16 protein-coding genes, 1 rRNA gene and 1 other annotated feature are annotated in these 13,513 nt (G+C 36.7%); of the genes, 5 read left to right on the top strand and 12 right to left on the bottom strand.

The window, feature by feature from the left end:
* Positions 1 to 223, bottom strand: a 16S ribosomal RNA gene (locus D1B32_RS05525); the annotation flags it as partial.
* A gap of 395 nt (positions 224 to 618) precedes the next feature.
* A complete protein-coding gene (locus D1B32_RS05520) occupies positions 619 to 927 on the bottom strand; it encodes a rhodanese-like domain-containing protein (protein WP_095309104.1) in 309 nt (102 codons plus the stop codon).
* A 180-nt stretch (positions 928 to 1,107) separates the two neighbouring features.
* Between D1B32_RS05520 and D1B32_RS05515 the strand changes: the two genes are divergently transcribed.
* Positions 1,108 to 1,851, top strand: coding sequence for a YybI family spore inner coat protein (locus D1B32_RS05515; protein WP_392391096.1), 744 nt, complete (start codon positions 1,108 to 1,110; stop codon positions 1,849 to 1,851).
* Between the two features lie 67 nt (positions 1,852 to 1,918).
* On the opposite strand, the gene leuS is transcribed toward D1B32_RS05515, so the two are convergent.
* Positions 1,919 to 4,333 carry a leucine--tRNA ligase gene (gene leuS, locus D1B32_RS05510; protein WP_118888827.1) on the bottom strand — a complete coding sequence of 805 codons (2,415 nt, stop codon included), beginning with the start codon at positions 4,331 to 4,333 and terminating at the stop codon, positions 1,919 to 1,921.
* A 212-nt stretch (positions 4,334 to 4,545) separates the two neighbouring features.
* Positions 4,546 to 4,765 (bottom strand) — a binding site (T-box leader).
* A gap of 153 nt (positions 4,766 to 4,918) precedes the next feature.
* Between leuS and mnmM the strand changes: the two genes are divergently transcribed.
* Positions 4,919 to 5,500: a tRNA 5-(aminomethyl)-2-thiouridylate-methyltransferase MnmM gene (mnmM, locus tag D1B32_RS05505; RefSeq protein ID WP_095309109.1), complete on the top strand. Its 582-nt coding sequence runs from the start codon at positions 4,919 to 4,921 to the stop codon at positions 5,498 to 5,500.
* A gap of 170 nt (positions 5,501 to 5,670) precedes the next feature.
* Here the strand turns inward: mnmM and D1B32_RS05500 are convergent, their stop codons facing one another.
* The 9 genes from D1B32_RS05500 to D1B32_RS05460 form a co-directional block, all read right to left on the bottom strand.
* Positions 5,671 to 5,937: a hypothetical protein gene (locus tag D1B32_RS05500; RefSeq protein ID WP_095309111.1), complete on the bottom strand. Its 267-nt coding sequence runs from the start codon at positions 5,935 to 5,937 to the stop codon at positions 5,671 to 5,673.
* A 36-nt stretch (positions 5,938 to 5,973) separates the two neighbouring features.
* Positions 5,974 to 6,534: a GNAT family N-acetyltransferase gene (locus D1B32_RS05495; RefSeq protein WP_095309113.1), complete on the bottom strand. Its 561-nt coding sequence runs from the start codon at positions 6,532 to 6,534 to the stop codon at positions 5,974 to 5,976.
* A gap of 20 nt (positions 6,535 to 6,554) precedes the next feature.
* Entirely contained in the window at positions 6,555 to 7,316 is a 762-nt protein-coding gene (locus D1B32_RS05490) for an AAA family ATPase (RefSeq protein ID WP_095309116.1), read from the bottom strand.
* 86 nt (positions 7,317 to 7,402) lie between these two features.
* The gene (locus D1B32_RS05485; RefSeq protein WP_095309118.1) at positions 7,403 to 7,873 is read right to left on the bottom strand and encodes a hypothetical protein; all 471 of its coding nucleotides are present in this window, start codon (positions 7,871 to 7,873) and stop codon (positions 7,403 to 7,405) included.
* Between the two features lie 40 nt (positions 7,874 to 7,913).
* Positions 7,914 to 8,252, bottom strand: coding sequence for a DnaJ family domain-containing protein (locus D1B32_RS05480; RefSeq protein ID WP_095309120.1), 339 nt, complete (start codon positions 8,250 to 8,252; stop codon positions 7,914 to 7,916).
* Positions 8,253 to 8,348: 96 nt separating this feature from the next.
* Positions 8,349 to 8,747 carry a VOC family protein gene (locus tag D1B32_RS05475; protein WP_118888826.1) on the bottom strand — a complete coding sequence of 133 codons (399 nt, stop codon included), beginning with the start codon at positions 8,745 to 8,747 and terminating at the stop codon, positions 8,349 to 8,351.
* A gap of 207 nt (positions 8,748 to 8,954) precedes the next feature.
* Complete coding sequence (locus D1B32_RS05470) at positions 8,955 to 9,515, bottom strand: VanZ family protein (RefSeq protein ID WP_118888825.1); 561 nt, start codon at positions 9,513 to 9,515, stop codon at positions 8,955 to 8,957.
* 15 nt (positions 9,516 to 9,530) lie between these two features.
* Positions 9,531 to 9,908, bottom strand: a complete 378-nt coding sequence (locus D1B32_RS05465) for an FtsW/RodA/SpoVE family cell cycle protein (protein ID WP_262366384.1) — start codon at positions 9,906 to 9,908, stop codon at positions 9,531 to 9,533.
* A gap of 87 nt (positions 9,909 to 9,995) precedes the next feature.
* The gene (locus D1B32_RS05460) at positions 9,996 to 10,550 is read right to left on the bottom strand and encodes a sigma-70 family RNA polymerase sigma factor (protein WP_118888823.1); all 555 of its coding nucleotides are present in this window, start codon (positions 10,548 to 10,550) and stop codon (positions 9,996 to 9,998) included.
* A gap of 195 nt (positions 10,551 to 10,745) precedes the next feature.
* Here D1B32_RS05460 and D1B32_RS05455 point away from each other — a divergent pair, with 195 nt between their 5' ends.
* The 3 genes from D1B32_RS05455 (at position 10,746) to D1B32_RS05445 (ending at position 13,494) form a co-directional block, all read left to right on the top strand.
* Positions 10,746 to 11,840: an AI-2E family transporter gene (locus tag D1B32_RS05455; RefSeq protein ID WP_095309133.1), complete on the top strand. Its 1,095-nt coding sequence runs from the start codon at positions 10,746 to 10,748 to the stop codon at positions 11,838 to 11,840.
* Between the two features lie 549 nt (positions 11,841 to 12,389).
* Complete coding sequence (locus tag D1B32_RS05450; RefSeq protein WP_118888843.1) at positions 12,390 to 12,746, top strand: PadR family transcriptional regulator; 357 nt, start codon at positions 12,390 to 12,392, stop codon at positions 12,744 to 12,746.
* Entirely contained in the window at positions 12,736 to 13,494 is a 759-nt protein-coding gene (locus D1B32_RS05445) for an HAAS domain-containing protein (RefSeq protein ID WP_118888822.1), read from the top strand. The genes D1B32_RS05450 and D1B32_RS05445 overlap by 11 nt, the downstream gene beginning before the upstream one ends.
* Positions 13,495 to 13,513 lie beyond the last annotated feature (19 nt).

Below are 13,513 nucleotides of genomic sequence, written 5' to 3'. Positions count from 1 at the left end.
TTTTATCTTCTCACCATGAGATGAAAAGTGTTATCCGGTATTAGCTCACGTTTCCGCGAGTTATCCCGATCTTACAGGCAGGTTGCCCACGTGTTACTCACCCGTCCGCCGCTCATTCCATAAACATCACCCCGAAGGGTTCTGTTTATTTCCTGCGCTCGACTTGCATGTATTAGGCACGCCGCCAGCGTTCGTCCTGAGCCAAGATCAAACTCTCCATAAAAGTTTGTAATACTTAGCTTTTGTAGAAGCTGACTTCTACTTGTTTTAAAAAGAAAAACGAGTTTCCTTTTTCTTGACATACTGGTTGTTTTGTTCAGTTTTCAAAGAGCAAATTTGTTAACTTATAATTACAATACCACACTAGTAATCAACAATAAATCTGAAAAACAAATCATTTTCGACTTTTCCTAACTAGTGGATGTTTATTATAGCATTTCTCATAAATACTTGTCAACATTTATTTTTAATTTGTCGAGTTCATTTTGAAGCTGAAAACTTATTTCATTTGCTTCTCTTCTTGACAGCAAAATTTATACTACACCCCTTAAGTTCAAAATGCAATACCTAAATAAAAAGAAGTTATTTTCAGAATTACTGAAAATAACTTCTTCTCTATTAATCGACGATTACTTCGCCTTCCCACTCCAACATGCCGCCTTTCATATTGGAAACCTTAAAACCTTGTTCATCCATATATTTGGACGCATTCATACTTCTTGCTCCTGATCGACATACAAGTATATACGATTTATTTTTATCTAAGTCAGCTACTGCTTCCGGAATATTTCCTAATGGAATATGCTTGGCTGTTTCAATTATTCCTTGAGCAACTTCTTCATCTTCTCTTACATCAATGATTATAATATCTTCCTCGTTCATCAGCTTTTCTACTTCTTTAGGTGCTACTTCATTTATTTCTGGCATATTGTCATCCCCTTTATTGTATTCAATTTCAATTTTACGTATTTCACGCATAGGATGCAAACACAATGCGCAACCTACAAGAACTAACAAAGCAAGAAGTAATTCATTTTATTTGCAAAGGTGAAGTTACATTCAATTCACCTTACATATACCACATTATTATTTCAAATAAAGGAAGTGATGAACGTGAAATATTTTTTTCTAATATTGATGATTGCATTTCCAACAATTACATTTGCTGCAGAAACAGCACCAGATAGTATCTTAATTGAAACATACCAAGCTGATGTAACAGGAGATGGAGAAAACAATACAATCGAATTGAAAGGAAAGCTTTTTGCTCCAGACGCACAATATTATCAAGATATTTGGGCTGAGATTCGATCTTCTGATAAAGAAGAGTGGAAAATCAATTATGGTGGTGGTTACGAACCAAAGCTTCAATTCATTGATCTGGATCATGACGGAATAAAGGATATCTTCTATCAAAGTCCGACTGGTGGGAGTGGCGGTTTATACACTTCTTTCTTACACACATTGGCAAATCAGAAGTTAAAAGAAATCCCTTTACCAGAACAGCGCTATGTTAGTGGTAAATTTGAAGAGAATTTCCAAGTAATTATTGAAATTATCCCTAATGGCAAGCCAATTGTGATGGATGTTAAAGACCGTGCAGAGGATTATATACGTCTTGGAATTTATAATAAAAAAGGCAACCTTTTAAAACCTACTTCATTAATGATTGATCCAATTGCTTTTTATGAACCAATATCGATTAGTGAAAGCAAAGGGTATGGTCTAAAAAGCTATCAACAAATTAGCGGTGCCTACCACGCAGATCGTCTTGGCACAATTGAAACATTATGGTATTTCGAAAATGGCGAGTGGATTATTTTACAAACGAATTGGGTTGAATCCAGTTAAATGGACGTGACACTTCATAAAAAAAGATCTCCTCTTTAAATATAGAAGGAGATCTTTTTGGTTTCATTTAGTTCGCTACTACGTTTACTAATTTTCCTGGCACGACGATTACTTTTCGAATTGTTTTTCCTTCGATCCATTTTTGCAATCCTTCATCTGCTAATGCTAATTTTTCCAAGTCTTCTTTCGAAATATCTTTCGGCACACTTAATTTCGAACGAACTTTGCCCATGACTTGAAGAACTACTTCTACTTCATCTTCCACTAATTTCGATGCATCGAAGACCGGCCATTCTTCGTAGGTAATCGTATTTGAGTGGCCAAGTTGTTCCCAAAGCTCTTCAGCAATATGTGGGGCAACTGGAGAAAGCATCTTCACAAACCCTTCCACAAATGCTTTTGGAATTTGATCTGCTTTGTAGCCTTCATTAATAAATACCATCATTTGCGATATTCCGGTATTAAAATGCAGATTTTCAAAGTCATCTGTTACCTTTTTCACCGTTTCATGGTAGACCTTTTCTAAAGCTGTATTTTCTGCTTCCACAATTTTCTCAGAAAGGGTACCATCATCGTTCATGAACAATCTCCATGTACGATCAAGGAACCTTCTAGCACCGTCTAATCCATTTGTTGACCATGCGACAGACGCATCCAATGGCCCCATAAACATTTCATAAAGACGTAATGTATCTGCACCATGAGATGTTACAATATCATCCGGGTTTACAACATTACCTTTGGATTTACTCATTTTTTCGTTACCTTCGCCAAGAATCATACCTTGGTTAAATAACTTTTGGAATGGTTCTTTTGTTGATACGACTCCAATGTCATATAAGAACTTATGCCAGAAACGTGCGTATAGTAGATGAAGCACGGCATGCTCTGCTCCACCGATATAAATATCGATTGGCAACCATTCTTCCAGTGCAGCTGGATCTGCTAGCTGTTCGGTATTTTTCGGGTCAATGTATCGTAAGAAATACCAGCAGCTTCCCGCCCATTGCGGCATGGTGTTTGTTTCACGGCGCCCTTTCATTCCGGTTTTCGGATCAACAACATTTACCCAATCACTGTTATTAGCAAGTGGAGATTCCCCTGTACCAGATGGTTTAATCTCTGACATCACTGGTAGTTCCAATGGAAGTTCTTCTTCTGGAACAGTTGTCATTGTACCATCTTCCCAATGAATGATCGGAATTGGCTCACCCCAATAACGCTGTCTCGCAAAGAGCCAATCGCGCAGGCGATACATAATTTTCTTCTCGCCTTTTCCTTCAGCGACAAGCCATTCAATCATTTTGGAGATCGCCTCTTCTTTTCCAAGCCCATCTAAGAATCCTGAATTGATATGTTCTCCATCACCAGTAAATGCTTCTTTTGTTATATCTCCACCTGAAACTACTTCCACAATTGGCAATTCAAATTTTGTTGCAAATTCATAGTCCCGCTCATCGTGTGCTGGAACCGCCATTATTGCACCAGTTCCATATGACATTAATACGTAGTCTGCAATCCAGATTGGCATTTTTTCATTATTCACAGGGTTAACTGCATATGCACCAGTAAATACACCTGTTTTATCTTTTGCTAAATCAGTACGCTCCAAATCGGATTTCGTTTGGACTTCGTTCAAGTAAGCATCTACGGCAGCTTTTTGTTCTGCACTTGTTATTTTTTCGATAAACGGATGTTCTGGGGCAAGCACTGCATACGTTGCACCAAATAATGTATCTGGACGTGTTGTAAATACAGTAAATTCTTCTTCATGTCCATCAATTGCAAATGTTACTTCTGCGCCCTCTGAGCGGCCAATCCAGTTACGTTGCATTTCTTTTAAGCTGTCTGGCCAATCTAATTCATCTAAATCTTCCAACAAGCGATCAGCATATGCAGTAATTTTCAGCATCCACTGCTTCATTGGTTTACGTACGACCGGATGTCCACCGCGTTCACTTTTTCCATCAATTACTTCTTCATTCGCCAAAACTGTACCTAATGCCGGACACCAGTTCACCGCAACCTCATCGATATAAGCGAGCCCTTTTTCATAAAGCTTTGTGAAAATCCACTGTGTCCATTTATAATAATTCGGATCTGTTGTATCGATTTCACGATCCCAATCATACGAAAAACCAAGTTCTTGTATTTGGCGTTTAAATGTCGCAATATTTTTTGCTGTAAATTCAGCTGGGCTATTCCCTGTATCAATTGCATATTGTTCTGCCGGAAGCCCAAATGCATCCCATCCCATCGGGTGCATTACTTCATAGCCTTGCATTCGTTTCATACGCGATAGAATATCCGTTGCCGTATAGCCCTCGGGATGTCCTACATGCAGCCCTACTCCTGAGGGATATGGAAACATATCAAGTGCATAGAACTTCTCTTTTTCAGAAAAGGTTTCCGTTTTAAACGTTTTATTTTCAAGCCAGTGTTTTTGCCATTTTTTTTCAATTTGCTGATGGTTAAAGCTCATCTAATTTTCCTTCCTTTCGCTGTACAACGCTTGTATTTTCCATTAGAAAACTTGGCATTCGTTAAAGGGATTCTTACGAAAGCGTTCTTTGCTTTTTTAGAAGCACTTATACTTTGGAGTGCAAGTATTTAGGCGATGCCTTAGTTGCACTTATGCAGATAAGAAAGTCTAACACTTTCTTATCTGCGAAAAAAAAAGCCACTCATCCCCAGAAAAGGGACGAGAAGCTGTATCTCCCGCGGTACCACCCAAATTAACGCATATATTCGCGTTCACTTGTTATCTTTAACGTGGATAGACGGCAGGAATTACTCCTATTCATTCCTGCAACATTAAAGGTGAGTTCATAAAATCTTTCAACGGCAGTTTCCACCGAGCACTGCCTCTCTATGCCTGAAAAAAATTACTACTAATCCTTATCAAAGTCGTTAGATTATTTAACCGAATTATAATGAATCCGGTAACTATTGTCAAGGTAACCTCATTTTAAAGGTTCGCCTCAGTTTTTACTGCATTTCTTGATTGGCATTTTCGTGATAACATGAAGGAAGAGATAAATCTAATGAAAAGGAATGTGCTGCATATATGCTAAAAGGAATTCTAAATTATGCTCATTATTTATTAGAAGAAACGATACAATCGGGTGAAAAGGTAATTGACGCAACGTGCGGAAATGGAAATGATACCTTATTCTTCAGTAAGCTAGTCGGTGAAAACGGTCATGTTTATGCCTTTGATATACAGGACCAAGCAATTGCAAATACGAGAAAAGTATTAATTAACAATAATTGCTCCAATGTATCTTTAATCCACGATAGTCATGAAAGAATTCTGGATTATTTTCCAAAGGATAAAAATGAAGAAATTGCGGGTGCGATTTTCAACCTCGGTTATTTACCTAGAAGCGATAAAACAGTAATTACAACACCTGATTCAACGGTGACTGCTGTAGATGCTATTTTAAACCGTTTGAAAAAAGATGGACTTGTCGTTCTTGTTGTATACCACGGTCATGAAGGTGGCAAGGAAGAAAAAGAAGGACTATTAAAGTACCTGCTTCAACTAGATCAAAAGCAGTTTAATGTCTTACGCTATGGCTTTATTAATCAAAAAAATGACCCACCTTTTATACTTGCTATTCAAAAAAAAGTTCTTAAATTAAAATAGGTACAATGAATTGCAATGTATTATTCTCTGTTTTTTGGAAATGCCAACACGAACAGAATCATTTTTTAATAAAGGCAATTAATAACTGGAGCAGGATTCTCTTTTGAGATGACGGCTCTTTGTTTCAATACTGCGAGATTCACTTCCAAGCCCTTTTTTTAAAATCCCAATTAACTTTTTCCCTTTAGACTAGAAAAGGCATCTCTCATAAGGCTGAGCGCAAGTATCATAGCAACAAGCGCTCCTGCAAAGAATGCAATCGTATAGGATGCCATGTTTTCCGAATCAACTTGATTATTTATTTCAAAAGATAGGAATCGAACTGCAATTGCTCCATCTTCTCTTGAAGCACTAAGCAATTCCAGTCCTGTTTGTAGTGTAATAGTTGCAAAGTATGTAAAAAATATCGCCAGCAACCAGCGAATGACGGTCCCCATCTTCTCTCTCCTTTTCTAGAAGTTACGTATGCCTTTTCATAATGAGTCGTTATTCCGATAATAGATTAATAAATCTGTCCAACGTCCACGCTCGTAAGTAAATTCATTTCTTGTACATTCATAAATAAAACCAGCACTTTCTGCTAATCGAATCGACGGCTCGTTATCCATATTGATATGCAGTTCGATACGATGATAGTTTAATTGTTTAAAAAATAAATGTGTGGCAGCAATAACACTTTCTTTTCCATACCCCTTCTCCCAAAACTGATTATGTATAAAATATCCCATCATAGCCCATTGGTATTTCGCCCGTAATATTGTCGATAACTCGACAGTCCCAACATTGGCTCCATCTTCTTTTCGAAAAACACCCAAAATATACATATCATCTTTTTTTGCACCTTCACGGAACCCTTGGACCCATTTACTAAACCAATCCTTTGTAAAACGAGACATGTCAATATAACCTTCATCGTATTTGGATTGCGATGGCAATCGCCGACTAAATTGAGTATACCAATTTTCATAATCCTGCTTCTGATATGGTCGAATAATTAATCGTTTTGTTTCACTCGTTAAATCTGGTGCTTTCATAGCCTCACTCCTATTCAATATCATTGAAACAGGTGATGCAGTAATCTATCTTTATCATCAAAAAATTGCTTCATCACTTTATAATGCTCTGTATCTTCTAAACGCTGTTTTTCCATACCGTCCTCCGTAAGCTGAATGATTCGTGCATCTGGATAAGCCATAAGAATCGGTGAATGTGTGGAAATGATAAATTGTGATCCTTGATTAACGAGCTCGTGGATTCTTACAAGCATTGATAATTGTCTTATTGGAGATAATGCTGCTTCTGGTTCATCAAGGATATACAAGCCTTGGCCACGGAAGCGATTCGTAAATGTTGCAAAAAAAGATTCACCATGTGATTGTTCGTGAAGAGATTTACCACCAAATGAATCGATAATTCTTGATCCACTATATGGTGACGCATCCATATCCATTTCTTCAATATTGCTCGCAACATTGTAAAAGGATTCCGCTCTAAAGAAGAAGCTATCATTAGGCAGGTATGGCCCCTTTGCGATTCTTAAAAACTGATCTAAATTTGAATGCGAGTCAAAGCTTGAGAAATTAAAATTCTTCGTTCCACCTTCTGGATTAAATCCAAGTGCAATTGCAATCCCTTCCAGCAAGGTTGATTTCCCCATTCCATTTTCTCCTATAATATAGGTTACGTTCGGGTGGAATAATAACCTTTTTAAATTTTTAATAACCGGAAGATCGAATGGAAATGTGTCGTATGAATGAATACTATCTTTATGTAATTGAATCTCTTTAATAAATTGATCCTCTTGATTTAATTTCATTTTTTCCCTCCCTATACGTATATGTAATCTAGTCACGCCATTGCATCTGGACAAGCAAATGAAAAATCTAAGACTTCCGAGTCTGCTTAATCCCAATGATTGAACAACACATGACCAACTGTTTCAGGCTGCCAATAGACTAAGTCAGCTAATTCTTCTTGAATCAATTCATTTTCGTTAAGTAAAGCACCCTTTTTACGTCCTGACCTGAGCTGAATTCGCTCATTCAATTCCGCTTTCAGCAAAATTGTATAGTAAGGTGCAAATTGCTTTGTTAATATTGGCACATCAATAAAAGTTATGTTAAAAAAATCAACCTCACTTGCAACAGCAAGATATGGATAATTCTCATTTAAGAGCAGATGCAATCGCTTATTAAAAACCTCCAGATCGACATGAAAATAATTTGTATCGATTTGCGGTTGTGTAAATGCTTTTACGCTCCCACCTAGCTGCGCGATAAGTGTATAGCATAATCGCTTAAAGTCTTTCCCATCTGGTTTTGGCAAATCATTTGAGTTTTGAGTTTTTCCTGTAATCCCTTTTTGGAGAATCACATAATCTCCTCCCTTATAGTGTTGACTGGCAACAAATACCTTACCAGATTACTTTAGCCTCCTCTAGCTTATCCAGCTCAACTGGGAGCTTTTGCATGGATGGGGGACAAACAGTATTATACTCTTTGATTTTCTTATTAATTTTCTTTATGTCTTTTTGCGTTTTAGCAGTTAACAACATGGCCGCAATTTGCTTTTGAATCTTCAGCCAATACGGCAAGTACCCTGCATCTTTTGCAATCTGCTGGAAGTTTTGAAAAATATCTCTTTCCACATATCCCTTTGGCAACGGCCTTCCCGCACCCTTTAAGTTAAAATTATCTTTTTCACCAGCTGCTTCGAGTATCTCACCGATTAAATCATTGTGTTTTTTGTCCATTGTTCATCTCCCCCTTTTCGGTTTACAACTAATAAGCTCTCACATAACTTTTATAGTATATAATATGCAATTATGCTTTAAAAATTGAACCAACAATTAAACGGTTGCGACAAGCTCCACCTTTATTCTATCTGGATCCTCGAAAAAAACAGCATAATGCTTCTTTCCACCAGCAAAGGGATGATGCTCCCTGTATAAAATGGAAATGCCCTTTTGCTCTAATCGCTTTGTCATTACATCAACATGTTCACGTGATTTAGCGTAAAAAGCAAGATGATTAAGACCAACACGCTTCCGATGGTAGGAAGCGTCTAGATAAATTTCCTCAGTTTGAACAAAAACGAGGTAACTGTCCTCTAGCTTCCAACTGCGTCCCTCGTTCCAACTTTGGTAAAGCTCATATCCCAATTCCTCCAATAACCAACCCCAAAATGCTATTGAACCTTCCAAATTTGACACGTTAATTTCCACATGATGAATAAGGCCCTTTGTCATCGTTTATTCTCCCCTAAAAAACTTTTCAATCTAACATATATATTTCGCTATTTCTTTCATGAATTCCTCTATTTGATAAAGGGCTTCCCTCTATTTTCCTTCTATTAACCACATTACACTTCGACAGCAAGCTAAAAGATTCTTGCCTACCCCCATCAAAAAATAAGCTTAGGGCAGTTCCAGCTGCACGCTAAGCTTATATTCATTTTAATATTTATGCTGAATGCGTCTCCTGAATCTCATAGCTACTCGCATACACATAAAACCTATCACACCACCAAACGTATTTAAAAGTATATCATCGACATCAAATCCTCTCGCCCAAATAACTCCAAAATAACTGAGGATTAATTGGAAAACTTCAATTGCTAAACTGAGAATAACGATCATTAATGCTGCTTTCGAAATTTGTTTAACTTGAAATAAAAGTGCTAAATAGACTCCAAATGGTACGAGCATGATCAAATTATAGAATGTTAATTTCACCGAATTCCAAAAATAGAAATCTAAACCATTTGCCTGATAATGCATCACCCAGTCATTGACAAAAAAGAAAGGTATCCACTGCACTTTAATCATTCTCGCTTCCAACGGCGGTATGGTGATCCCTCCCATTGTAAGCTGCAGGACATACACAAAATAAAACATAAACGTATAAAAAATAAATTTCCTTAACAGATTTCTTCCTTTATTGCGAATCAAATCGATCACTATATATAAAAGTATTAATATTGTTCCAAAAAATACAATGTTAATAGTCAAATGCATAAGCTTCGTTCCTTCCTACGAATGGATATTAAATTGTAAATCTTTTTGTCGATAAGCACTTAGAACAACACCAATAACAATTGCATGAATCAATGTTGGCATCAAGCCATAACTAATAAACGGCAGTGGCATACCAGCTAAAGGCAAGTACCCAAAATTCATCCCGATATTGTAGATTAATTCAATCGTAATGAGCGCAATTCCACCAATCGTCAGGAGTTTTCCAAACGAATCTTTCATCATATTACTAACAGCAATTAGTCTACTTATTAAAAGAAGCAAAATGAGAATGATAAAAAAAGACAGTACCAATCCGTACTGAGCTAACAGATTGAGAAAAACAAAATCGGTATGTCCTTCATATAGGAATAATTGCATATCGGACTTTCCCAAACCAATTTAGATGCTGTAGTTGTTGTTTAATTATCAAATAAAAATAACCTTCGTCAGAGGTGAATTGCTCTGGTTTCGAGTATCCCATCAAGCGATTATGAATATTTTCGGCAAATAGCCATATTCTTTTAGTAGTTGCTTCGCACGTCTTAATCGTGTTTTTACGGTATTGGAATTGGTACCAGTTACGCTAGCAATCTCTTTAATTGGCATTTCTTCAAAGTAAAACAGATAAATAACTTCTCTAAATTCAACTGATAAAGACATGACATGTGCGACTAATCGATCATCCTCATCCTGTTGAATAACTTTGCTCTCTAGTTGATTGGCTTCATCGAACTCGGAATCGAGAACCTCATTTGAAAGAACTACATTTTTGTTATACCAGCTTTTCAAATAATCTTTACAATGATTGATTGCAATACTCCAAAGCCAGGTTTTCAATTTAGCCTTCTTCCTGTAGGTATGTAAGTTCCGATAACATTTTATGAAAATATCCTGTGTCAAATCCTCTGCAATCGTTTGATTTTTCACGTACGAATAGACAAGCTGTAAAATATCTTGTCCATAATTTTTCATCATTGTATCAATCATAATTGCTTTATCATCAGCTCCGATTGATTCTACGATATACTCATCCACAATTTCCCCTCCTATTAAGTTAGACGAAGCACAAACATGAAAAGTTTTCCCTTCAGCATCAGCATACTATGAAACTCTTTTCAACCCATATGTATAAACAGGCAATATTGTTGGCACAATTGTATCAAAATACTTTCTATTATCTTCCTCTCCATGTAAAATAGAAATAAAAATGGTCGAAAGTAGTGATATTGATTGGTTCATAAACGATGGTTTCAAGTAATGCTTTTTTTAATTATGCTTTTTCTCTTAATCTGGCTTGTTTCAATTACTCATTTCATCTTTTTTCCTGTTATTAGATTGATTGGTGCTGTTGCACTCCCAATCATTGGCGCTGGAATTTTGTACTACTTAACGAAGCCATTAATGCATTTGTTCATGCGTCTAAAAATAAATAGAATATTTTCGATTATATTTGTGTACTTAACACTTATCTTAATTGCAACGTTATTCATTATTTTCATTTGGCCGATTGCGCAGAATCAGTTCTCTACAATGATTGACAGCATACCACAAATGGTAAAACTTGCTGAAGAAACAATTCAGTGGGTACAAAAGAACTATGAAGCTATTCCAGAGCAGGCAGTTTCGATGATTAATGACTTCGTCGCTGACCTCCCAACACATTTGGAAGGGATAGCAAATAATATCCCAAGCTTTATTGGTGGCTTTTTAGGGCAAGTTGTTTCAATTGCAATGGGAATTGTACTTATTCCGTTCTTCCTTTTCTTCATGCTGAAGGATGGGGATAAATTAATTCCTTTTATCACACAAGTATTTAGTAAGAAAAAAGCAGCAAATGTTAGCAGTTTACTCGTTAAGATGGATAAGGTTTTATCTTCGTTCATTCAAGGACAGTTACTTGTTAGTTTCTTTGTAGGAGTATTGCTGTTAATTGGCTATCTCATTATCGGGTTGGAGTACGCTCTAGCATTTGCCCTTTTTGGGATGATTACCAATGTTATTCCTTTTCTCGGTCCGTATCTAGCTGTTATTCCCGCATTAATCGTAGGTGGATTTCAGGATCCGATGAATCTTATTTGGATTTCGTTAATTATGTTCATCGCCCAGCAAATTGAGAGTTCAGTCATCTCACCTAATGTAATGGGACAAGTATTGCAATTGCACCCGTTAACGGTGATAACAGTTATCCTTGCTGCCGGAAGCATTGCAGGCTTCCTCGGTATTTTGTTCGCGGTACCGTTCTATGCATTACTACGGACAATCATTATGCACTTCTATAATACGTATCGGGATTCTAAGAAAGATAAGGAAGATGCATTGATATAACGTTTCACTTCCACAAAACCGCAGAGAAATTTAATTTTCTCTGCGGTTTTTTTATGGATTCCGGTCACATGAAAGGTCACCAACAGACAATTTGATCGCTGCATGGATGCGCGGGCTATTTTTGTTGCTCTTCATTGCTGGTTTATCAGTTTTAGATTTATTAAAACTCTGATTTGTACTTACCTGCTCTAAATTAAGATTAATCAAAAATCAATTTGATAGTAATTCATGATGCTCCGCTATTCCTGGACATTTGGACTCGACTTCAGTGAACGAATAACACCACTCCTTCTATAATCAGGTCTTCATGCTGACTTTGAGTTACCGTATAAATTGAATATCTCTTCGCCCGGCTACTCATCACTACACCTGGTTTAAAATACTTATAGTTGTTGAACAAGATAATCAAGTACTTCTAGTTTTTAATAAATCGACAATAACACTTGCATTACAAGGTAATAAAACATATACTAAGCATATACCTTGTAATACAAGACTAATATTCCAGAAAACAAATATCTTGTTATACAAGATAAGGGAGGTTTGATTATTGTGTCGACAACCCAAATGATGAAAGGGATCTTAGATGGTTGCATACTCGCCATCATTAAAAACAAAGAAGTCTACGGCTATGAGCTAGCTGAAAAATTGGAAGGATATGGTTTCTCTAACTTCAGTGAAGGTACAATCTACCCATTATTATTACGCATGCAAAAAGAAAAATTAGTAACCTCTACATTAAAGAAGTCCACAGCAGGACCGAAACGAAAATATTATCGCCTGACAGAAAACGGAGAACAAGAATTGCAAGATTTTATAGAAAGATGGGAGAACTTACAGACGAACGTTAACCATGTCTTAAAACATGAAACGAAAAAGGAAAAGGAGATTAAACATGATGCCTAAAAACGTACCGCTATCCAAAAAAAGCAAACAATTTTTAGAAAACCTTCGCGTTTACCTTTTTTCAACTGGGAAAAAGGAAAAAGAAATTGATGAAATCGTCGAGGAATTAGAGAATCATTTAATGCAAGCAGAGAAAGATGGGAAATCAATTGAACATATTATTGGTCAATCGCCTAGAGCATACATGGAACAACTTGCTAGCGAAATGCCAATTGACCTTAAAGCTTGGATGAAGTATATTCCAATGATTCTATTTGGTGCTTTTTCGTTCACAGTTGTCAGAGATTTATTTGAAGGAACGCTTGCTTACTCCCTTTTAGAGATTATCGGATTTCTTATCATAGCCATCTTATTCTTAACAAGCATTTCACTTACATTTCGGTATGTTGCTGGAAAAAACCTGTCTACCGGAAAACAATTTGCTATACTTTATCCAGTTGCACTGTTACCGATGGCCCTTTTTATCGGTCTGATTTTCCTTAACCAGCATGTTACGACACCAGTCATTAGCTTTGGCATGATTGGAACCATTATCATTGCAATCGTAACATTGATTTTTATAATTGGGATTTCCATTTGGTCTAAAACCTGGGTACTTCCAATTGTTTTAACTTTCGTTTCCCTGCCAGATTATCTGCTCGGCTTTACATCATTAACAGAATCTGCCCGATTAATTACAGGCACTTGTATTACATTTGGCGGCATTTTCATTTATCTTTGGATCTCAAGTAAACTGGCAAAAGCCTAACACACATGAAGGGGATTAC

The organism is Oceanobacillus profundus (assembly GCF_003515705.1).
GTDB lineage: Bacteria > Bacillota > Bacilli > Bacillales > Amphibacillaceae > Oceanobacillus > Oceanobacillus profundus.
This window is presented reverse-complemented; position numbering and strand designations above follow the sequence as displayed.